Raw genomic sequence first — 20,458 nt, 5'->3', positions numbered from 1 at the left:
TGAAACAAAATGCGTGTTAAATGTGTAATATGTGACACCATCGAAGAACTGGTGGATGATACGCTTGAGGCTAAGCGCCTCAGAAACCGCCCCATCCACACCCATATGTGCAATAATTGCCACCAGCGGATCGAGCAGCGGACCAAAGAACGGCTGGCAACCGGTAATTTCCACTTTTACCGCAGCTCACGCAAGATCGAGGAAGACTTTTGATGAAGTTCCTGAAAGGGGTCTGGATCGGATTTTGGAGCGGGCTGATCCTGGGTCTATTATTTAAATGGATACAGGCTGTAACAGGCGTAAATGTGTATTTGCTTCTATTGAATGTGGATTTCATCCCTGTTATCGGTGAAATAGAATGGTCTGAAATGACAGAGTTTTTATTTCATACCGCGGTTTCCGTCGTAATCGGCATCGTTTACGTCTACTTCGCGAAACGCCGTCCCTACACATTCGGTCAATTGACTGTTCTCAGCCTGATCCTTTGCTCACCGACATATATACTCTATTTCGTATTATCATCGTTGGCGATCACCGACAAGGTGCCAGGCCTTACCGACTGGGAAGCGATCACGTATTGGATTTTCGGCCACCTCGCCTATTCCCTGCTGCTTCCTATCCTGTATAAAACGTTCGAAAGAAAAAACGCTGCATCTCAATGAGATGCAGCGTTTTCGCGTTTTTCGCGCCATAAGCGGATTTTATAAAGAATCAGGATCAGCGCGGCAATGACCAGTCCCTCGACAACCGGCAGGAAAAAGGCAAGAAATGTTAACCCTAAACCTCCAGCTGCAAGGAAAAGACCTATTACGATGTTTTTTCCGAGCGGCAGCTTTTTAGCAAAACCCAATTTATATACCAAAGCTGAAAGCAACAGGATAATTGCAAATAATGCATATCCTGCCACTTCGATTGGCAGGTTCTGATAAAGAACTCGAGCTACCGGATACATACTGTCATAGACAAAGGATCGTTCATCCACGGATTATACATCCTTCCATACTTTATTCTTCGATGGCAACTTTTTTCTTCTTAGCCATACGCTCACGTTCGTTTTTATCAAGAATCTTCTTGCGCAAACGGATTGTTTGAGGCGTGATTTCACAGTACTCATCATCATTCAAGTACTCAAGTGCTTCTTCAAGGCTCAACAAGCGGGCTTTCTTCATAGTCGTTGTCTGATCTTTATTCGCTGAACGGATGTTAGTTGCAGCTTTGATCTTAACGATGTTTACAGTCAAATCGCTGTCGCGGTTATGTTCGCCGACGATCATGCCTTCGTAGATCTCAGCACCGACTTCAACAAATGCAGTTCCGCGGTCTTCGATCCCCATTAAGCCGTAAGTCGAAACTTTACCGCGCTCCATGGATACCAATACACCCTGACGGCGTCCGCCTACACGGCCTGAAGCCACTGGCTGATAGCTGTCGAATGTATGGTTGATGATTCCGTATCCGCGAGTCTGCGTAAGGAATTCTGTTGTATAACCGATCAACCCGCGAGCAGGTACGTTAAATACCAAACGGACTTGTCCATTACCATTGTTGATCATATCCAGCATTTCGCCTTTACGTTCACCAAGTGATTCAATGATTGCACCCGTATATTCTTCCGGTACATCAACTTGTACACGTTCAACCGGCTCACAGCGTACGCCATCAACCATGCGTACAATTACTTCAGGTTTCGAAACCTGAAGTTCGAATCCTTCACGGCGCATGTTCTCGATAAGGATCGACAAATGCAGTTCTCCGCGTCCAGAGACAATCCATGCATCCGGAGAGTCTGTTGGTTCTACACGCAACGAAACGTCAGTCTCCAATTGAGCATCCAAACGTTCCTGGATTTTTCTTGAAGTAATGAATTTACCTTCTTTACCTGCAAACGGACTGTTGTTGACCAGGAATGTCATTTGTAGGGTAGGTTCATCAATACGCAGAATCGGTAAAGCTTCCTGGTGGTCCTGTGGACACACAGTTTCGCCGACGTTGATATCTTCCATACCAGAAATGGCAATCAGGTCGCCCGCTTCAGCTTTTTGAATTTCAATCCGTTTAAGACCCATGAAACCATGGATTTTCGTAACCCTGAAATTCTTGACTGAACCGTCGAGCTTCATTAAAGCAACAGATTGTCCGACTTCAATTGTTCCGCGGAATACGCGGCCGATACCGATACGGCCGACATAGTCGTTGTAATCAAGTAAGGCGACCTGGAATTGTAGTGGCTCATCTCTGTTATCGACTGGCGCTGGTACATGTTCCATGATTGCATCATAAATAACCTGCATGTTTTCTTCCTGATCTGCAGGATCTGATGAAAGACTTGCAGTACCGTTCATACCTGATGCGAAAACCACCGGGAATTCCAGTTGTTCGTCATTTGCTTCAAGTTCGATGAACAATTCGATGACTTCGTCAACCACTTCTTCAGGGCGTGCGAAATCACGGTCAATTTTGTTTACTACAACGATAGGCTTCAAGTTCTGTTCCAAAGCTTTCTTCAATACAAAGCGTGTTTGTGGCATACAGCCTTCATAAGCATCGACAACTAAAAGGACTCCATCAACCATTTTCATGATACGTTCCACTTCTCCGCCGAAATCGGCGTGTCCAGGTGTATCCAAAATGTTGATTTTAGCTTCTTTATATTGAATCGCAGTATTTTTCGCCAGAATAGTGATTCCGCGTTCTCTTTCAATATCGTTAGAGTCCATTGCACGTTCTTCCACGTGTTCGTTAGAACGGAAGATACCTGATTGCTGCAGCAGCTGATCCACAAGCGTCGTTTTACCATGGTCAACGTGGGCAATAATCGCAATGTTTCTTAAATCATTTCGTAAGTTAGTCATAATTTCACTCCAATATTCTTTTTTCATGTCTATAACTGTGTTAGTATAGCACATATAGGGAAAAAACCCTAAGATTTTATTTCAGGTTCCATCAGCAGGAGGAAAATAAATGAAAAACATTAAATGGATTTTCGTTCTATACTCATTAGCGGCATTATTGGCCATGGTCGGAATCGGTCTCGCTGTAGCATTCCGCAGCTTTCCAATGATTTTTTTGGCAATAATCTTATTGGGTGTCGTCATGGTTATGGGCTTCAAGAAAAAACGCTCGATGATCGAAGCAGGGTTACTGTAATAAACGTTTAATTATCTTATTTGATAAAAAAATACCATCTCACAACTGCAATTTCAACACTCCAGTTTGCGGGCAAAAATAAAAAGGATGCTTTTACGCATCCTTTTTATTTTGCTTGAATATAATTTTCCAGTATCCGTGAATGGATGGAAGGATTGGCCGCGAGAAATGTGTCCTGCTTCAACAGGTTACCAGGTTCGCCCTTAAAGTTGGTGGCAATCGCCCCCACTTCCCTGGCAATCACCATTCCACCTGCTATATCCCATGGAGACAGCCTCATGGAAATATAGGCATCTATTCTGCCGCTGGCGAGATAAGCCAATTCCAGTGCAGCTGAACCATAGGAACGGATGCCGCGCACGTCCTGAATAAGCTTCAACGTTGCGTTATGGTCGAAATAGCGATTCGGAACTGCCCAGGTAGCATTCATTGCCAGGATGGATTCTTCTATACTGGTGTCGTTCAGGTTTTTCAGGCGTTCATCATTATAATAAGCGCCGCCATCCTGCACCCCGTGATAAAGATCGTCATTCACAACATCATATATGTATCCCAATTTTCCGACGCCTTCTTCATAGATGCCCAGGGAAATTGCGAAGTTGCGTTTTTGATGCACAAAATTCATCGTTCCATCAATGGGATCGAGCAACCAGATGACTCCATGATGGTCGCGAATGTCATCCCCAAAACCTTCCTCCCCGAAAATCCGGTGTTCAGGAAAATCCCGGTTGATATTGGATATGAAAAACTGTTCTATTTCTTTATCAATATTTGTAACCAGGTCATTCGCGTCGGATTTCGATTCGATGGATATATCCGACAGGAAAGAGTTCCGGATTTTATGTCCCGCTTCTTTGATCATTGATTTTATATATTTGTCCATAGCGTGCAAATCCATAAAAAAGCCTCCTCTGTTTCCATTAGTATAACGTCAAAAGGCACCCGCTGTCATACTCCAGCAGGTGCCTTTATAAATGTAGGTTATTAAAGCGCATGAAGTGCCTCCAGTTCCACGTGTATTTCCTGAAGCCGTTTTTTGCTTTTCTCTATTTCGTGATTATCTTCTTGCTGCATTGCATCAAAGAGGGAAGCAAGCTCATAATCTAATTCAAGCTTCAATACGTGGATATATTCTTTTTCGACGTCTGCTTTACGGATTATTTGGATCATCTGTTTCATCTTTAGCACCCCTTCCCCTTTTTGATTCCAATAATTCCGAAAAATTAAGGTTGTTATCAATCAATTACCCGAATGCATCAAATCAAAAACGTCTTTCTATAATTTTTTATTGAAGTCCTGTAATATGTATTTCATGTGCATCTTGTAAGGAGGAAATCATTTTATGTCTTATTGGAACGAGAAACATTTCAAAGTATTTGAAACACCCGGACTGGAAGCCAGAATGGCGGCTTTGGCCGAAAAAGTGCGGCCGAAATTCGAAGAACTGGGTGAACAGTATTCAGCTTATTTCTCGGGTAAAACCGGTGAAGAATTCCATCCGCACGTAGCGAAACACATGCGCCGTACGGTAAATCCGCCAAATGACAGCTGGGTGGCCTTTGCTCCGAATAAACGTGGATATAAGGCGGTTCCGCATTTTCAAATCGGACTTTGGGAGAGCCATGTATTCATCATTCTTGCTGTAATTTACGAAGCGAACGGGAAAGCCGGCATGGCTGAACGTCTTTTGGATTCAGAGCTGATCCATAATCTCCCTGGAGACATGGTGCTGTCCGGCGACCATATGAAACCTGAAGCTTCTTCAGTCGACGAACTGGGCGAGGAAGGGCTTAAGAAATTATTGGAGCGCCTGCGGGATGTCAAAAAAGGCGAGTTTGTTATCGGCCGCCACCTCGAACGGGAAGAAGCCGATCGGTTAAGCAAGGAGCAATTCGATCAGCTTGCTGAAAAGACGTTCGATGAATTGCTTCCGATTTACAACACGATGCTCGGCAATAATAATCAGTAGATGCAAAAAACCGCAGCGGAAATTTTTCCGCTGCGGTTTTCATTTATTTCTTCATTTTAATATTTGGACCGGTCGGCGATGCCTTCAATTCTTTGACGACAGGAAAACTGGCATAGCCGCTTTCCTCTTCAAATTCCCTGAAATAAGTTTTTTCTTCGGAAATTGCAGGTACCACTTGTTTGAATTTACGGTATCTGGCCATCATATCGTCCCGGCTGATCCCTTTTTCATAAGCCATCTCGATTCCTTCAAAAAATGAAACTACATCCACAATCTCTTCAGTATTCCAATCCATTGAAAAAGGATATGAATAGTCCATCATTTATTCCCTCCTTACTCAAAGCTTCCCCATTTCCTGGAGATGCCCACCGCTTCTTCCACCATTCTATCAAATAATTCCTGAACAGTGGGCACATCCTGGATCATCCCTGTCACCTGGCCTGCCCAGCCAAACCCCCTCTCAACTTGTCCGTCATATATAAAGCGTTTATTCGCTTCACCGCTGACGTAATCCTTCAGCGAATCGTACATAGGGGTTTCATGTTCGATTTCAAGGATCCTATCGGTCCAGCTGTTTTTAAGAGTTCGCGCAGGCGCCCCGATACTGCGCTTAATGATAACCGTATCGTTTTCGGTACTGTTGACCAACGCATCCTTATAAGCTTCAGACGCATGAACACATTCTTTCGTCGCAATGAACCGGGTTCCCATTTCCACTCCTTCTGCGCCTAACGCCAGCGCAGCCATCAAGCCACGGCCATCACCGATGCCTCCCGATGCAATGACAGGAATCGATACGGCATCAACCACCTGAGGAATCAAAACCATCGTGCCGATATCGTCGCGGCCCAAATGGCCCCCGCCTTCATGACCGACAACCATTACAGCATCCGCACCGAGTTTTTCTGCCTTGATGGCCTGTTTACGCGCTGCCACCAGAACCAGTTTTTGAATAGATGTCCCTTCCAGCTGTTCGAATATCGGAGTCGGGTTTCCTCCTGTCATGGAAACGACGGGAACTTTTTCTTCAATTGCCACTTCCAGCATGTGCGAAAACTGGCGGCCGTGTTCTCCGATTGCGAAATTGACTCCGAAAGGTTTATCAGTCATTGATCTCACTTTGCGGATTTCATCTCTCAGTTCATCGGGCGAAGACAAGCTCATTGCTGTAATTTGTCCGAGTCCCCCAGCATTGGACACTGCAGCAGCAAGCTCTGCATAGGCCAGATAAGCGAGGCCGCCTTGTATAATGGGTATTTGAATTCCCAGCAATTCAGTTATGCGAGTTTTAAAATGCATAGTGCCACTCCTTTCTTTCTGCTTATCCTGTATTCGATATTGATATGTAAAATCCTTTTATTTTTATAGAATAGCTTGCATCTACATGCTATAATTCATTTTGTTTTCATTTTTATAAGCGAGGTGGTAATCCATTGTCACAATTAGAAACTCCATTATTCGATGCTTTACTGAAGCACCGCAATCGGCATCCGATACAATTCCATATTCCCGGCCATAAAAAGGGCCAGGGCGTCGATCCCGCTTTCCGCGAATTTGTCGGCGATAATATTCTATCCATAGATTTGATCAATATTGCACCGCTCGATGACTTGCATTCACCAAAAGGAGCCATTAAAAAAGCACAGGAATTGGCGGCTCAGGCTTTTGGCGCTGACCAAACTTTCTTCTCGGTCCAAGGAACGAGCGGCGCCATCATGACGATGATCCTGAGTGTGGTCGGTCCGAACGATAAAATTCTCGTTCCCCGCAACGTCCATAAATCCATTATGTCGGCCATCGTTTTTGCAGGCGCTGTTCCGATTTTCATTCATCCTGAAGTGGATCCCGAACTCGGGATTTCACACGGCATCTCTGCAGAAGCTGTAGAAAAAGCATTGAATGAATACCCGGATGCCAAAGCCGTTCTGGTCATCAACCCTACCTACTTTGGGATAGCGGCTGATTTGAAACGCATTGTCGACATCGCACATGGCCGGGATATTCCTGTGCTGGTCGATGAAGCGCACGGTGTCCATATCCATTTCCATAAAGGCCTCCCTGTTTCGGCAATGGCTGCAGGGGCTGATATGGCTGCCACTTCCGTCCACAAATTGGGTGGTTCCATGACCCAGAGTTCTGTGCTGAATGTCCGTGAAGGTCTCGTTTCAGCGAAACGTGTCCAGTCGACCTTGTCGATGCTGACGACAACCTCAACTTCCTATCCTATCCTGGCGTCTCTGGATACAGCCAGAAGGCAATTGGCCATCCACGGAGCGGACCTGATCGATCAGGCCATCCGCCTGGCGAACGATGCCCGCAAACGAATCAATAAAATCGCGCATTTGAATTGTGTAGGCAAAGAATTGCTCAAGACTTCTGCCACCTATGACATGGATCCGACGAAATTACTGATCAGCGTAAAAAATCTCGGCATCACAGGCCATCAGGCTGAAGAATGGCTGCGGGAGAACGCCAATATCGAAATTGAGCTTTCCGACCTTTACAATATACTGTGCCTGGTTACCATTGGAGATACTCGAAAAGAATTGAACTTGCTGGTAAACGCGCTGCAGCGGATGAGCGAAGCTTTTGATCATGAGGCTGCAATTATAGAGCCGACTGTTCTGCTTCCCGATATCCCGAGATTGGCGATGACTCCGCGGGACGCTTTTTATGCGACTACTGAAGTTGTAGCGATTGACGATGCCGTCGGACGCATTTCAGCTGAGTTCATCATGGTGTATCCACCCGGCATCCCTATCTTCATTCCAGGTGAAATCATCACGCAGGAAAATATCGAATATATCCACATGAACGTGGAAGCGGGATTGCCGGTTCAGGGACCCGAAGACGATACCTTAAAAATGTTGCGCGTCATTAAAGAACAGCTCGCAATCAGGTAAAGAAAAGCGACTCGAGTGGCTGGGCGCTGGAGTCTGGACACGAAAACACTTTTTTCTAAGAATCATCATACTTAAAAAGTTATACTTTCTTGTCCATTAAAAAAACCGGAAGTGCAGAATTTGCGCTTCCGGTTTTTGTTATTCGACGCCTTCAATTGCAGCTGGATCAATAAATTCATAGCCTTTTTCTCCCAGCCCTTGGACAATTGCCGGCAATGCTTCGGCAGTCCAGGCGCGGTCATGCATCAGAAGGTTCGCTCCGTCACGCAGGTATTCCGTGTTCACCATGATATCAGCTAAAGCTTCAGCTTCCATGTACTGCTGCTCCCAGTCATAGCCGAATGTCCAGTTCATCAGCACCATTCCTTCTTCTTCCACCAAAGCTCTGCTGAAATCGGTGTTGACGCCATGAGGTGCACGGAAGAATTCTGGACGTTCACCGATAATCTCTTCAATACGATCATTCAACGAAACTATTTCTTCACGCTGCTGGTCTTCAGGAATTGTTTTCAAGTTTGGATGTGAATATGTATGATTGCCAATGGCAAATCCCATATCATGAATTTTCTTCAAGTTTTCTTCTTCTTCGTCTGTATCAATGAAGTGGCCATTTACAAAAAAGATTGCTGGTACATTCAATTCCTTTAACGTTTCAGCCATAGCTACACCTTGCTTGTCCGGGGCATCATCAATCGTAATCAAGACCGCTTGCGGATTCGCATCCGAAATCGGCTCTACTGACGAGTTGGCAGGATTTACACGATAAAGCGGTTCAGCCTGCGCCGTCTCCCCTTCTTCATCTGCGTTCTCTTCAGTCGTCTCTTCTTCATTCAATTCTTCCTCAGCTACGTCTGCATCAGCGGAATCCTCCACCGATTCTTCCTTCGTTTCAGAAGTTGTTTCTTCAGTTTCATTAGTTGCATCAGTTGCATCAGTTGCAGCTGAGTTATCTTCGCCGCTTGAACAAGCGGTCAAAAGAGCCAATCCTGCTGCCATCAATATCCATTTTGCCTGTATCATCTGTAGAATCACCTTAGCCCTTTCGCACATAATATTACCACATTTCTACAACTCTTATCAAAACAAATCAAAAAAAATACTCCTCATCCCGCAGCAAAACTGTGGTTGAGGAGTATCTAAATTATAGCAAGAACTCTTATTTGATAATATGGATCGGCGTTCCAAGGGCAACTTCTGCTGCTTCCATTGAAATTTCAGCCAATGTAGGGTGAGCGTGAATCGTCATGGCGATATCTTCCACAGTCATTCCTGCTTCGATTGCTAATCCGAGTTCAGCGATCATATCAGAAGCGCCAACGCCAACGATTTGAGCGCCAAGCAATAAACCGTCGGATTTACGTGAAACCAATTTCACAAAACCGTCAGTTGCGTTAAGCGACAAAGCACGGCCGTTAGCAGCGAATGGGAATTTCGCAGCTGAAGCTTCGAAACCTTCCTCTTTAGCCTGTTCTTCAGACAGACCGACGCTCGCAAGTTCCGGATCTGTAAAGCAGACAGCCGGGATAGCCATATAATCAACTTCAGACTTCTCGCCTGCAATTGCTTCAGCAGCTACTTTACCTTCGTAAGATGCTTTATGCGCCAATTGAAGTCCAGCTACCACGTCACCGATTGCATAGATGTTAGGGATGCTTGTACGGCATTGTTTGTCGACTTCGACAAGACCGCGCTCGCTCATCTTGATGTTCAATTCTTCAAGACCCATTTCATCAGTATTCGGACGGCGTCCAACAGTCACCAATACGTAATCGGCATCAACGGTTTTCTCTTCTCCGCCTGCTTCATAAGTAACGCTGACTCCTGAGTCCGTTTCTTCTACGCCTTTAGCGGAAGCCTTCGTGATGACTTCAACACCTTTTTTCTTCAATCCTTTTTTGACGATGGCTGTCATCTGTTTTTCAAATCCAGCAAGGATATCTGGTGCACCTTCAAGAATCGTCACTTCAGATCCCATATTCGCAAAAGCAGTTCCAAGTTCCGTTCCGATATAACCGCCGCCGATCACGACAAGTTTTCCTGGAAGTTCCTGAAGCGCCAAAGCGCCAGTTGAATTGATAACGCGTTTTGTGAATTTGAAAGATGGGATTTCTACCGGACGAGATCCTGTAGCAATGATCGCATTCTTGAATTTATAAGTTTGCGATGATTTGTCATCCATCACTTTTACAGTGTTCTCATCGACGAAATAAGCTTCACCACGGACAATCTCGACTTTATTGCCTTTCAATAAAGACTCGACGCCGCCAGTCAATTTTTTAACAACACCGTCTTTGAAAGCCTGGGCTTTTTCAAAGTTCAGCTCTACTTCTTTAGCTACAACACCCATGTCTTCGGAATGCTGTGCTTCTTCAAAACGGTGACCTACGGAAATCATCGCTTTCGAAGGGATACATCCGACGTTCAGACAAACGCCTCCGATATATTCTTTTTCAACGATTGTAACTTTTTGGCCAGTCTGCGCTGCGCGGATTGCTGCTACATATCCGCCAGGGCCTGAACCGATGACGAGCGTATCTGTTTCGATTGGAAAATCTCCTACTACCATAATTTTACGCCTCCATTAATAGTAATTCTGGTTCACTTAACAAACGTTTGATGTGATTCAACGCATGCTGCGCTGTCGCTCCGTCGATCATACGGTGATCGAAGCTCAATGATAATGCTAACACAGGAGCGGCTACAATTTCACCATTTTTAACTACAGGCTTTTCAGCGATGCGGCCGATTCCAAGAATCGCCACTTCCGGATGGTTGATGACCGGAGTGAACCACTGCCCGCCTGCAGAACCGATATTAGTGATCGAGCAAGATGCGCCTTTCATTTCCGCTGAAGTCAATTTACCTTCGCGCGCTTTGGTTGCAAGGGTGTTGATTTCATCGGAAATAGCGAATACCGATTTACGGTCCGCATTTTTAATAACTGGAACCAGCAGACCTTTTTCAGTGTCAGCCGCAATTCCGATATTATAATAATGCTTCTGGATCACTTCGCTTGTTTCATCATCAAACGACGTATTAAGTGCCGGGAATTCACGCAATGTGCTGACCAGCGCTTTAACTACGTATGGAAGGTAAGTCAATTTAATCTCTTTCTCAGCGGCGATGTCCTTGAATTTTTTGCGGTGTGCAACAAGTTCTGTCACATCCACTTCATCCATCAAAGCAACATGTGGAGCTGTGTGTTTGGAATGAACCATCGCTTTCGCAATCGCTTTGCGCATTCCAGACATTTTCTCGCGTGTTTCCGCGAATTCGCCTTCAGGCACTGCAGGCGTTGCCGCAGCCGTTTCTTCTTTAGGCGCTGATTCTTCAGGTGATGCAGCCGCTTTTTCAGCCGTTGCTTCTTTTGCAGGCTCATCAGCTTTTTGATCGCCGTTCAGGAATGCTTCCACATCTTCTTTCATGATGCGGCCATTATTTCCTGAACCTTTGACTTTCTTGATATCAACATCTTTATCACGCGCAAATTTGCGGACAGACGGCATGGCGATGATCCGTGCATTCGGATCTGTTTCCGCCGATTCATCTGCCTGCGGCTGTTTGCCGGCACCAGTGTCGCCTTCAGATTTCTGCTCTTTTGCAGGTTCCTTCTCGACATCCTGGCCGGATTCAGCAGTACCAGCCTGAACTTGCTCTTCAGTTTCTTCTTCCACTTCAGGAGCTGGTTCCTCTTTTTCGGTTTCAGCATCAGTTTCAGCTTCTCCGCCATCTTCATCCGGAGAATCAATGCGGACAAGCACGTCACCGACTACTGCCACTGTGCCTTCTTCCACCAGTACTTCTTCAACTGTCCCGGAAACCGGTGATGGAATTTCAACAACTGCTTTATCGTTTTGGACTTCTACCAGTACATCATCTTCTTCGATCTTATCGCCGGCTTTGACGAACCATTTTACGATTTCACCTTCGTGGATACCTTCTCCGATATCCGGCAAACGAAATTCATAAGCCATCAGTTTCACCCTTTCTTCTCTATCTATTTAAAAAGTAAGCACTTTTTTCGCTGTTTCTACTATATCCTTCGCATTAGGAAGCCAAACTTCCTCTGCTTGCGAGAATGCAAATACAGTATCTGGAGCTGTTACACGCAATACAGGTGCATCCAGGCTCAATATTGCACGATCTGTGATTTCCGCAACAACGTTTGCAGCAATTCCAGCTTGTTTTTGAGCTTCCTGAACCACCATTGCACGGCCAGTTTTCTCGACAGACGCAATGATTGTTTCGATATCAAGCGGCTGTACCGTACGCAAATCGATGACTTCAACAGAGTACTCTTCTTTTTCAAGTTCTTCTGCAGCTTTCATGCTTTCCTGAACCATTGCGCCATAAGCGATGATGGTCAAGTCTTTTCCTTCACGCTTCACTTCAGCTTTACCTAAAGGAATCGTATATTCTTCTTCAGGCACTTCCATGCGGAATGAACGATACAATTTCATGTGCTCAAGGAAAATAACCGGATCGTTATCGCGGATTGCAGATAACAGCAAACCTTTTGCATCATATGGATTGGATGGAATTACCACTTTCAAGCCTGGCGACGCTGCCATCAGGCCTTCAAGTGAATCAGCGTGCATTTCAGGCGTATGGACGCCGCCGCCGAATGGTGAACGGATAGTGATTGGTGCATGCTGGCTGCCGCCGCTGCGGTAGCGCATACGCGCCATCTGGCCGCTGATTGAATCCATCACTTCAAAAACGAATCCGAAAAATTGGATTTCAGGTACAGGACGATACCCTTGCAACGCCAAACCGATCGCCAATCCACCTATTCCTGATTCAGCTAAAGGTGTATCGAAAACACGATCTTCCCCAAATTCTTTCTGAAGACCTTCAGTCGCACGGAATACACCGCCGTTATTACCGACGTCTTCACCAAAAACAAGGACATTTTCATCATTTTTCAGCTCTAGTTTCAGAGCTTCCGTAATCGCTTGGATCATTGTTAACTGTGCCATGGCTTACTTCGACTCCTTTGCTTTATAAATATCCATCTGCTCTTTAACATTGAATGGCATTTCTTCATACATGATACCGAGCAAGTCAGTGACTTTCTGTTTCGGAGCTGCATCAGCTTTCTTAATCGCTGCTTTGATTTCTTCTTTTGCCTGCTCCATCACTTCGTTTTCTTTCTCTTCGCTCCACAAGCCTTTGCCTTCAAGATATTTGCGGAAACGAACCAATGGATCTTTCTTTTCCCACTCACTGTCAATATCCGAAGTGCGGTAGCGTGTCGGGTCATCCCCTGCCATTGTATGAGGGCCATAACGGTAGCAGAATGTTTCGATCAATGTCGGTCCATCCCCTTTTATAGCGCGCTCACGGGCATCGTGAGTCACTGCATAAACAGCAAGCGGATCCATTCCATCGACGAAAATTCCAGGAATACCTGCTGCTACAGCTTTTTGTGCTACTGTTTTAGCGGCAGTCTGAACTTCACGCGGAGTAGAGATTGCATACTGGTTATTTTGAACAATAAAAATAGCAGGCGCGCGGAAAGATCCGGCAAAGTTGATTCCTTCATAGAAATCTCCCTGTGAAGAACCGCCTTCTCCAGTATATGTGATTGCAACCGCTTCTTTTTTGCGTTTCTGGATACCAAGAGCAACTCCAGTTGCTTGAATATATTGAGCTCCGATGATGATTTGAGGCGGAAGCACATTCAAACCTTCCGGCATCTGATTGCCCATGAAATGTCCGCGGGAGAAAAGGAATGCCTGTTCAAGCGGCCATCCGTGCCAGATCAATTGAGGGACATCACGATATCCCGGCAAGATGAAATCGTCTTTTTTCAATGCAAAATGAGAAGCGATCTGTGACGCTTCCTGTCCTGCCGTCGGTGCATAGAATCCAAGGCGCCCCTGGCGGTTAAGTGAAATTGAGCGCTGATCAAGAATACGGGTATAAACCATTCTTCTCATCAATTCCTGCAAATCTTCATCCGAGAGATTCGGATTTGCCTCTTCATTTACGATTTCGCCTTCTTCATTCAAAATCTGGAACATTTCAAACTTCTCTTCGATTTCACTCAGTGTTTTCACTGGATCGAACTGCTGTGATTTTTTCGCAGCCATAAAAGCAACTCTCCTTTTAATCTGTATTAAAATTCTTAACAATTTTTAGTAATACAAGCGCATATTCCTATTCAGTATACGTTACTTGATTTAGACGGTCAATCATGACGAACCTTTATACAGCAAGCATCTAAAATACGCAGAATATTCGTAAACAGAAAATCTGTATCATTGACAAGGAGCAACCTGTACTATATAACAGACGAATCTTCAGCATCTTTTATAGCACAGAAAAAAGCGACCCTAAGGCCGCTTTACTCGCTGTCTGCATTCATTTTTTCAATCAGGCTATTTTTCATTTCATTGAACTGTTCAGTTTGTTCATTGAATTCTGTAACAGCATTTTGAACTTCTTTGTTCTTGTCATTCACTGTCACTGTCTTTTCCTGAAGGACCTGTAATTCAGTCTCTTCGTTTACAAGCATCTCATAAAGTTCTTTTTGTTCTGCCGCCAGTTCTTCGTATGCTGCTGTAAATTTTTCATGAGCATCAAAACGGTCATGCATTTTTGTTTTCAATGCAGTCAAATCGTTTTTCAATTCTTCGTCTTCTGTCTCTTCGATCACAGTATCGATTTCCTGGAAGGCTTCTTCAGCTGAATCCATTGAAGCTTTTTCAGTTTCCAGCAGTTCAAGGCGCTGCTCTACTGAAGCAATGGCTTCTTCAGCATTCGCTTTAACATCTTCTTGCTGCTCTTGCGTCAAAGCCATGATGGATTCGAACTTTTCCTGTTCTGCAGTTTCAAGTTCTTCCATTTCACTTTGAGTATCGCGGTAATCGCTCTCTGCTTCAAATGTATCTTTCAGCACCGAGTCCAATTGCTCTTCTGTCGAAGAACCTGAACACGCGCTTAAAAGCAACGCACTTGAAATTCCTGTTGCCAATATGTATCTTTTCAATCGAAACCCTCCTTATAACATGATTTAACTATATTATGATGCTCAAAAAAATACAACTGCCAATATAAGCAATTTTTCTTTCGCGTAATGCCGGCCTTGCGTTATACTGAAAGGCATATGAAAGTTGATTGAAAGGATTGAGTAGAGTGATTTTAATGAAAGACATCATACGTGAAGGCCATCCGACACTTCGGGAACGGGCGAAAGACGTTGAGCTTCCCCTTTCTGCTGAAGATAAAAAGCTGGCGGAAGATTTGATGGAATATGTTGTAAATAGCCAAAACGAAGAAATGATCGAAAAATATGATCTTCGACCCGGCGTCGGCATCGCCGCGCCGCAGATCAATGTGGCGAAACGGATTTTTGCCATCCATTTTGATGAGGATTCAGGCGAAGACTTGAGCATCATAGCAATCAATCCGAAAATCGTCAGCCATTCCGTCGAAAAAGCATATCTTGCTTCAGGTGAAGGCTGTTTATCGGTTGACCGTTCGATACCTGGCTATGTTCCGCGGTATGCGAGAATCACCGTCAAAGCTTTCGATCTTGAGGGCAAAGAATTCAAATTGCGCCTTAAAGGACTGCCTGCCATAGCATTCCAGCATGAACTGGATCATTTGAACGGCGTCATGTTCTTTGATCATATCAATCCTGACAATCCATTCGCGGAAATTGAAAATGCCACGCCAATATCGCGTGATATAGAAGAATAGAATAAAAAGGCTGGCGGAATTCATCCGTCAGCCTTTTTATATTTAAATTATATTAAGCCAAGATGCACGAATGCTTTTGCCAATCCATCGTCATCCACATGTTCCGTAATATAGGATGCAACTTTCTTGGTTTCAGGATGGCCGTTGTCCATCGCGACACTGAAGCCTGCCGTCTTCATCATCTGAAGGTCATTCAAGCCGTCTCCGAAAGCGATGGTATCTTCTATGGAATGTCCGGTCTCTGCAATCAGTTTTTCGATGCCGCTTGCCTTCGATCCGCCCTTCGGCAGAATGTCGCATGAGACCCGATGCCATCTTACGAATTGAAAATCCTTGAAATTCTCGTGATACTGCGCTTCTTCTTCTTTTGTACAAAATACCAGCGATTGATAGATTTCATTGTCAAGATGAAAATCCCGCTCAGTCACTGGGTGTGGAAATTTTAAGCTTTTCAAGCTTTCATCAATATCCGGATGATAATCAATGGAAGAAATCATCTTTTTGCTGTTCATGAAAACAAGCGGGTGATCTCTTTCTTCTGCAAAATGGACCACTTTTTCAAGCAAAACGGGATCCAGCGCCTCCGTATGTACAACCTCGTCATTGTGGACTACATATTGCCCATTAAAAGTGATGAACGTTTGGATGTCCAGCTTTTCCAAAAGATCGGTGATCATGAATGGTGCACGGCCTGTGGCGATTGCCAGATCATGGCCATTTGCCCGAGCGCTCTGCAATGCTTCAAAAGCAGATTCAGGCAGCTCCTTTTTAGAATTCAACAAAGTTCCATCAATATCCAACAATAATAATTTTCCCATAATGTCAGTCTCCAATCCATTGCCTGGCGTTGAACGCCGTCCATTTCAATTCTTTACTTTTGTCAGAAAATACAGTATTATTTACATAAGGAGTGAGCAGCCATGCTGAAACGTTTGAAAAGAAAACTTCTCAGAAGGCTTAACGGTATCATGAACAAAAAGAAAATTGCATAGCCATTATAGCCCTTCTTCCTAAAATAAGAAGGGCTATTCTTTATTTTAGAACAATGACATGATAATATAAAGAAAGTGAATTTATTTTGAACGTGGAAAAAGGAGAGCAAACTATGATTTTTAAAGTTTATTACCAAGAGAACCGCCATGAGGTGCCAGTTCGCGAAAATACTAAGAGCCTCTATGTTGAAGCTTCATCCGAGCGTGAAGTGAGAACTCATCTGAAAGACCGTAATTATAATATCGAGCTTGTCCAATTGCTCGAAGGCAGCCACCTTGAGTACGAACAGGCCAGCCAAAACTATGAAGTTGAGAGTATCGACTGATCATGAAATTCGTAAAAAATGATCAGACAGCCGTTTTCGCGCTCGGCGGACTGGGCGAAATCGGAAAGAATACTTACGGTGTCCAATTCCAGGATGAAATCATCCTGATTGATGCCGGCATCAAATTCCCGGAAGACGATTTGCTCGGAATCGATTACGTTATTCCGGATTACACTTATTTAGTAAAAAATGCCGATAAGATCAAAGGCCTTTTCATCACCCACGGCCATGAAGACCATATCGGCGGTGTTGCCTATCTATTAAAGAAAATCAATATCCCAGTATATGCCGGCAAGCTGGCACTTGGTCTATTGCGCAAGAAATTGGAAGAGCATGGCCTGCTCCGCCAAACAAAACTTATCGAAGTCGGCGAAGATGATGTCATCAAATTCCGCAAAACTTCCGTGAGCTTCTTCAGTGTAACTCACAGTATTCCGGATGCATTCGGTATCGTTGTCAAAACACCACCGGGCAATATCGTCCATACAGGAGATTTCAAATTCGATTTCACTCCTGTCGGTGAACCGGCTAACCTTTTGAAAATGGCTCAAATCGGCAGTGAAGGCGTTCTTTGCCTGCTGTCCGACAGCACAAATGCTGAAATCCCTAACTTCACCATGTCCGAACGCAAAGTCGGAGATACGATCAAAGATATCATGCGTAAAGTTGACGGACGTCTTATTTTCGCCACTTTCGCATCCAATATCTATCGTCTTCAGCAAGTAACGGATGAAGCAGTTGCGCAGGGCCGTAAAATAGCTGTTTTCGGTCGAAGCATGGAAAATGCCATGACAATCGGCCGTGAGCTTGGCTACATCAATGCTCCTGAAGATGCTTTTGTCGATACACAAACGTTGAATCGCCTGCCCGCCAATGAAGCTTTGATTCTTTGCACAGGCTCGCAAGGTGAACCAATGGCCGCGTTGTCACGCATCGCCAATGGTACACATCGCCAGATCCAGATTCAGCCGAATGATACGGTCGTCTTCTCCTCTTCCCCAATTCCGGGGAATACGAGCAGCGTCAACCGCACCATCAACTTGCTATTCCGTGCAGGAGCCGATGTCATCCATGGTTCCCTGAACAATATCCATACATCCGGCCACGGTTCACAGGAAGAGAACAAGCTGATGCTCCGTTTGATCAAACCGAAATACTTCATGCCGATCCATGGTGAATACCGTATGCAGAAACAGCACGCGCAACTTGCCATAGATTGCGACGTTCCACCTAAAAACACGTTCATCATGGAAAATGGTGATGTGTTGGCGCTGGGCGCTGATGAAGCTTCGGTTGCCGGCCGCATTCCATCCGGAGATGTTTACATCGACGGCAGCGGAATTGGCGACATCGGCAATATCGTATTGCGCGACCGCCGTGTCCTTTCTGAAGAAGGATTGGTCATCGTCGTAGTCAGCGTGGATATGAAAAACAATAAAATGGTGTCTGGCCCTGATATCATCTCCCGCGGTTTCGTGTATATGCGCGAGTCCGGAACGATGATCTACGAAGCCCAGCAAATGCTGAACCGCCATCTGAAAAAGAAAATCCACGGCAAAGATACGGATTGGCCAGAACTGAAAAATGATATTTCAGATGTTCTTGGACCATACCTGTACGAAAAAACAAAACGCCGTCCGATGATTCTTCCAGTGATAATGGAAGTCTAAGAAGACATTAATAAGGGGGCCCGATACGGGACCCCTTTTTGGTTGCCGAAAAACATATACTACATCAATCATTCCGTTGCATATCTTTTAATGTCTCGAAGCTAGCGCAGCGATGCAGATACAGCAGGACGCTTTTCGCAGGGAGCTGCCTGAGTCTCCTCGGTCGCTTTGAAAACCATGTACTCCTGCAGCGTTCTACGCTTCGTCGCAAAGGTTCGACCGAATGCTGTTCGGTCAAACCTTCCCTGCGGGGTCTCAGGACTCGCTTCGCTCCGGCGTGAGCGCCGTCACTGCTTCCTGCAGGAAAGACATTGGTCGAAGCAGCGCAGCGATGCAGGAGCACATCTTTGCACTTCGCCTTCTGCTACTCCATTTTTAGTCTGGTGGAAACTGAGTATCCTTTTTCTAAGCGAAACAAAATATTTAGACCGTATATTTCTAGAAAGCGATTCTAAGATATGGAGTAAAACAGCGAAGACTCCCAGGTGAGCAGAAACGGAGTTGGCTTTCCAACTCCGTTTCGAGCGAAGTGCTGAGATCCACTCGGGCGAAGTGGAACGAGCCCGAGTTAGCTCAGCACGAGCCACCAGGAAAGCGGAGCTGTTTTGCGGAATATCGGTTAAATATATTTACTTCTTTTTAAACAAAGTTGAAAGGAGGTCCCGTTACGGGACCTCCTTTTTTCTCGTTTATATAAAAATACTAATTCAACATCTTCTTCTCAAAACGGTTGATATCTGCATCCGATCCGATGATGATCAGAATATCCTGCAATTGGATCTCCATGTCAGCCTGCGGAGAAACGATGATATCTTTCCCCCGTTTGATGGCCACGATGTTAATGCCGTAATTTGCGCGGATATCCAGTCCGATCAATGTAAAGCCTGCCAATCTTTCATTGGCCTTCACTTCCATGATCGAATGCTCATCTGAAAGTTCCAGATAGTCCAGCACATTATTCGAAAGCATATTATGGGCAATACGGATACCCATATCCCGCTCCGGATGCACCACTTTATCGGCGCCTATCTTATCCAGCACTTTCGCGTGGTAATCGTTTTGTGCTTTTACGGTTATTTTTTTGACGCCGATTTCCTTCAGCATAAGTGTTGTTAAAATACTGGCTTGAATATTTTCACCGATCGCAACAATGACATGCTCAAAATTGCGTATGCCAAGTGATTTCAGAACAGATTCATCAGTTGTATCGGCCACAACTGCCTGCGTCGCGATGCTTGCGAACTCATCCACTCTTTCGGTATCCTTATCGATCGCCATTACATCCGCATCCTGTTCAATCAGTTCGCGGACGATGCTGCCTCCGAATCTTCCCAGCCCTATCACTACAAATTCCTTTTTCATATCCATCCTCCAAATCCTTGCTCTAGCTATAGTCTACCATAATATTTTTTCCATGGATAAGTAAAAAAACCCCGCTTATCGGCGGGGGTCAAGTGGTCGTTTCGGTCGGTTCTCACAGTATTCACAATCGATATCGCTGCAAGCTTCCTCACGCCATTCATTGCAGCTGGCACAATAGCTTGCGTCGAATTCGTCATCGAATGTCAAAGGCGACAAACAGTGGTGGCAGTATGTATGCACTTCCATCCAGTTGATGACTTTCTTGTTGGCTACAAGGTAAAGTCCTTGCTGATCTTGTTTATAATTCATAATCGATGATTTTTGCACTGCGCGATGTTTCGGGTCCAGGAAAAAATTCATTTTGTCATTCATTTTGGTCACT

The 20,458-nt window shown here is 44.9% G+C and carries 23 protein-coding genes; 8 read left to right on the top strand and 15 right to left on the bottom strand.

Features of this window, described 5'->3' with window-relative positions; genetic code table 11:
• The first annotated feature begins 9 nt into the window (after nt 1-9).
• Both CXF70_RS06260 and CXF70_RS06255 read left to right on the top strand, forming a co-directional pair.
• Nucleotides 10-213, top strand: a complete 204-nt coding sequence (locus tag CXF70_RS06260) for a YlaI family protein (protein WP_084244915.1) — start codon at nt 10-12, stop codon at nt 211-213.
• The gene (locus CXF70_RS06255; protein WP_101801964.1) at nt 213-662 is read left to right on the top strand and encodes a hypothetical protein; all 450 of its coding nucleotides are present in this window, start codon (nt 213-215) and stop codon (nt 660-662) included. The genes CXF70_RS06260 and CXF70_RS06255 overlap by 1 nt, the downstream gene beginning before the upstream one ends.
• Here the strand turns inward: CXF70_RS06255 and CXF70_RS06250 are convergent.
• Nucleotides 656-982: a YlaH-like family protein gene (locus CXF70_RS06250; RefSeq protein WP_084244911.1), complete on the bottom strand. Its 327-nt coding sequence runs from the start codon at nt 980-982 to the stop codon at nt 656-658. The two genes, CXF70_RS06255 and CXF70_RS06250, sit on opposite strands and share 7 nt — an antisense overlap.
• 22 nt (nt 983-1,004) lie before the next feature.
• Nucleotides 1,005-2,852 (bottom strand): translational GTPase TypA, encoded by a 1,848-nt coding sequence (gene typA / locus CXF70_RS06245; protein ID WP_084244909.1) that lies wholly within the window; start codon nt 2,850-2,852, stop codon nt 1,005-1,007.
• Between the two features lie 109 nt (nt 2,853-2,961).
• Between typA and CXF70_RS06240 the strand changes: the two genes are divergently transcribed.
• The gene (locus tag CXF70_RS06240; protein WP_084244907.1) at nt 2,962-3,147 is read left to right on the top strand and encodes a YlaF family protein; all 186 of its coding nucleotides are present in this window, start codon (nt 2,962-2,964) and stop codon (nt 3,145-3,147) included.
• 106 nt (nt 3,148-3,253) lie between these two features.
• Here CXF70_RS06240 and CXF70_RS06235 read toward each other — a convergent pair whose 3' ends face one another.
• Together CXF70_RS06235 and CXF70_RS06230 are read right to left on the bottom strand one after the other, a co-directional pair.
• Nucleotides 3,254-4,045, bottom strand: coding sequence for an inositol monophosphatase family protein (locus CXF70_RS06235; RefSeq protein WP_101801963.1), 792 nt, complete (start codon nt 4,043-4,045; stop codon nt 3,254-3,256).
• Between the two features lie 86 nt (nt 4,046-4,131).
• Nucleotides 4,132-4,326, bottom strand: coding sequence for a hypothetical protein (locus CXF70_RS06230; RefSeq protein WP_101801962.1), 195 nt, complete (start codon nt 4,324-4,326; stop codon nt 4,132-4,134).
• 163 nt (nt 4,327-4,489) lie between these two features.
• On the opposite strand from CXF70_RS06230, the gene CXF70_RS06225 reads away from it, so the two are divergent.
• Complete coding sequence (locus CXF70_RS06225) at nt 4,490-5,116, top strand: YktB family protein (RefSeq protein ID WP_101801961.1); 627 nt, start codon at nt 4,490-4,492, stop codon at nt 5,114-5,116.
• 43 nt (nt 5,117-5,159) lie between these two features.
• Here CXF70_RS06225 and CXF70_RS06220 read toward each other — a convergent pair whose 3' ends face one another.
• A complete protein-coding gene (locus CXF70_RS06220) occupies nt 5,160-5,435 on the bottom strand; it encodes a UPF0223 family protein (protein WP_084246782.1) in 276 nt (91 codons plus the stop codon).
• 14 nt (nt 5,436-5,449) lie between these two features.
• Complete coding sequence (locus tag CXF70_RS06215) at nt 5,450-6,415, bottom strand: NAD(P)H-dependent flavin oxidoreductase (protein WP_101801960.1); 966 nt, start codon at nt 6,413-6,415, stop codon at nt 5,450-5,452.
• Between the two features lie 134 nt (nt 6,416-6,549).
• Between CXF70_RS06215 and CXF70_RS06210 the strand changes: the two genes are divergently transcribed.
• A complete protein-coding gene (locus CXF70_RS06210) occupies nt 6,550-8,019 on the top strand; it encodes an aminotransferase class I/II-fold pyridoxal phosphate-dependent enzyme (protein ID WP_101801959.1) in 1,470 nt (489 codons plus the stop codon).
• Between the two features lie 138 nt (nt 8,020-8,157).
• On the opposite strand, the gene CXF70_RS06205 is transcribed toward CXF70_RS06210, so the two are convergent.
• The 6 genes from CXF70_RS06205 to CXF70_RS06180 form a co-directional block, all read right to left on the bottom strand.
• Entirely contained in the window at nt 8,158-9,039 is an 882-nt protein-coding gene (locus CXF70_RS06205; RefSeq protein ID WP_101801958.1) for a polysaccharide deacetylase family protein, read from the bottom strand.
• Nucleotides 9,040-9,175: 136 nt separating this feature from the next.
• On the bottom strand, nt 9,176-10,585 hold the full coding sequence (gene lpdA, locus CXF70_RS06200) for a dihydrolipoyl dehydrogenase (protein WP_084244893.1): 1,410 nt from the start codon (nt 10,583-10,585) through the stop codon (nt 9,176-9,178).
• A 4-nt stretch (nt 10,586-10,589) separates the two neighbouring features.
• A complete protein-coding gene (locus tag CXF70_RS06195; RefSeq protein ID WP_101802010.1) occupies nt 10,590-11,993 on the bottom strand; it encodes a dihydrolipoamide acetyltransferase family protein in 1,404 nt (467 codons plus the stop codon).
• Between the two features lie 27 nt (nt 11,994-12,020).
• On the bottom strand, nt 12,021-12,998 hold the full coding sequence (locus tag CXF70_RS06190; RefSeq protein WP_084244889.1) for an alpha-ketoacid dehydrogenase subunit beta: 978 nt from the start codon (nt 12,996-12,998) through the stop codon (nt 12,021-12,023).
• A gap of 3 nt (nt 12,999-13,001) precedes the next feature.
• Complete coding sequence (gene pdhA, locus CXF70_RS06185; RefSeq protein ID WP_101801957.1) at nt 13,002-14,114, bottom strand: pyruvate dehydrogenase (acetyl-transferring) E1 component subunit alpha; 1,113 nt, start codon at nt 14,112-14,114, stop codon at nt 13,002-13,004.
• 254 nt (nt 14,115-14,368) lie between these two features.
• Nucleotides 14,369-15,013, bottom strand: coding sequence for a YkyA family protein (locus CXF70_RS06180; protein WP_101801956.1), 645 nt, complete (start codon nt 15,011-15,013; stop codon nt 14,369-14,371).
• Nucleotides 15,014-15,159: 146 nt separating this feature from the next.
• Between CXF70_RS06180 and def the strand changes: the two genes are divergently transcribed.
• Nucleotides 15,160-15,726: a peptide deformylase gene (gene def / locus CXF70_RS06175; protein ID WP_084244883.1), complete on the top strand. Its 567-nt coding sequence runs from the start codon at nt 15,160-15,162 to the stop codon at nt 15,724-15,726.
• A gap of 47 nt (nt 15,727-15,773) precedes the next feature.
• Here def and CXF70_RS06170 read toward each other — a convergent pair whose 3' ends face one another.
• A complete protein-coding gene (locus CXF70_RS06170; RefSeq protein ID WP_101801955.1) occupies nt 15,774-16,544 on the bottom strand; it encodes a Cof-type HAD-IIB family hydrolase in 771 nt (256 codons plus the stop codon).
• Nucleotides 16,545-16,831: 287 nt separating this feature from the next.
• Here CXF70_RS06170 and CXF70_RS06165 point away from each other — a divergent pair, with 287 nt between their 5' ends.
• Nucleotides 16,832-17,044: a DNA-dependent RNA polymerase subunit epsilon gene (locus CXF70_RS06165; RefSeq protein WP_084244879.1), complete on the top strand. Its 213-nt coding sequence runs from the start codon at nt 16,832-16,834 to the stop codon at nt 17,042-17,044.
• Between the two features lie 2 nt (nt 17,045-17,046).
• The gene (gene rnjA, locus CXF70_RS06160; protein ID WP_101801954.1) at nt 17,047-18,714 is read left to right on the top strand and encodes a ribonuclease J1; all 1,668 of its coding nucleotides are present in this window, start codon (nt 17,047-17,049) and stop codon (nt 18,712-18,714) included.
• Between the two features lie 702 nt (nt 18,715-19,416).
• Here rnjA and CXF70_RS06155 read toward each other — a convergent pair.
• The gene (locus CXF70_RS06155) at nt 19,417-20,076 is read right to left on the bottom strand and encodes a potassium channel family protein (RefSeq protein ID WP_084244875.1); all 660 of its coding nucleotides are present in this window, start codon (nt 20,074-20,076) and stop codon (nt 19,417-19,419) included.
• Between the two features lie 75 nt (nt 20,077-20,151).
• The coding region (locus CXF70_RS06150; RefSeq protein ID WP_369916924.1) for a hypothetical protein at nt 20,152-20,458 on the bottom strand (307 nt) is incomplete at its 5' end.

It is taken from the genome of Planomicrobium sp. MB-3u-38 (assembly GCF_002836425.1).
In the GTDB taxonomy this organism is placed as follows: Bacteria; Bacillota; Bacilli; order Bacillales_A; family Planococcaceae; genus Planococcus; species Planococcus okeanokoites.
The sequence above is the reverse complement of the archived record's forward strand: the minus strand, read 5'-3'. Positions and strand labels throughout refer to the sequence as shown.

Excerpts from the sequence above, each read along its gene's own strand:
- CXF70_RS06260 (WP_084244915.1), top strand. The coding sequence starts at position 10 with ATGCGTGTTAAATGTGTAATATGTGACACCATCGAAGAACTGGTGGAT.
- CXF70_RS06255 (WP_101801964.1), top strand. The coding sequence starts at position 213 with ATGAAGTTCCTGAAAGGGGTCTGGATCGGATTTTGGAGCGGGCTGATC.
- typA (WP_084244909.1), bottom strand. The coding sequence starts at position 2,852 with ATGACTAACTTACGAAATGATTTAAGAAACATTGCGATTATTGCCCAC.
- CXF70_RS06240 (WP_084244907.1), top strand. The coding sequence starts at position 2,962 with ATGAAAAACATTAAATGGATTTTCGTTCTATACTCATTAGCGGCATTA.
- CXF70_RS06235 (WP_101801963.1), bottom strand. The coding sequence starts at position 4,045 with ATGGATTTGCACGCTATGGACAAATATATAAAATCAATGATCAAAGAA.
- CXF70_RS06230 (WP_101801962.1), bottom strand. The coding sequence starts at position 4,326 with ATGAAACAGATGATCCAAATAATCCGTAAAGCAGACGTCGAAAAAGAA.
- CXF70_RS06225 (WP_101801961.1), top strand. The coding sequence starts at position 4,490 with ATGTCTTATTGGAACGAGAAACATTTCAAAGTATTTGAAACACCCGGA.
- CXF70_RS06220 (WP_084246782.1), bottom strand. The coding sequence starts at position 5,435 with ATGGACTATTCATATCCTTTTTCAATGGATTGGAATACTGAAGAGATT.
- CXF70_RS06215 (WP_101801960.1), bottom strand. The coding sequence starts at position 6,415 with ATGCATTTTAAAACTCGCATAACTGAATTGCTGGGAATTCAAATACCC.
- CXF70_RS06205 (WP_101801958.1), bottom strand. The coding sequence starts at position 9,039 with ATGATACAGGCAAAATGGATATTGATGGCAGCAGGATTGGCTCTTTTG.
- lpdA (WP_084244893.1), bottom strand. The coding sequence starts at position 10,585 with ATGGTAGTAGGAGATTTTCCAATCGAAACAGATACGCTCGTCATCGGT.
- CXF70_RS06195 (WP_101802010.1), bottom strand. The coding sequence starts at position 11,993 with ATGGCTTATGAATTTCGTTTGCCGGATATCGGAGAAGGTATCCACGAA.
- CXF70_RS06190 (WP_084244889.1), bottom strand. The coding sequence starts at position 12,998 with ATGGCACAGTTAACAATGATCCAAGCGATTACGGAAGCTCTGAAACTA.
- pdhA (WP_101801957.1), bottom strand. The coding sequence starts at position 14,114 with ATGGCTGCGAAAAAATCACAGCAGTTCGATCCAGTGAAAACACTGAGT.
- CXF70_RS06170 (WP_101801955.1), bottom strand. The coding sequence starts at position 16,544 with ATGGGAAAATTATTATTGTTGGATATTGATGGAACTTTGTTGAATTCT.
- CXF70_RS06165 (WP_084244879.1), top strand. The coding sequence starts at position 16,832 with ATGATTTTTAAAGTTTATTACCAAGAGAACCGCCATGAGGTGCCAGTT.
- rnjA (WP_101801954.1), top strand. The coding sequence starts at position 17,047 with ATGAAATTCGTAAAAAATGATCAGACAGCCGTTTTCGCGCTCGGCGGA.
- CXF70_RS06155 (WP_084244875.1), bottom strand. The coding sequence starts at position 20,076 with ATGAAAAAGGAATTTGTAGTGATAGGGCTGGGAAGATTCGGAGGCAGC.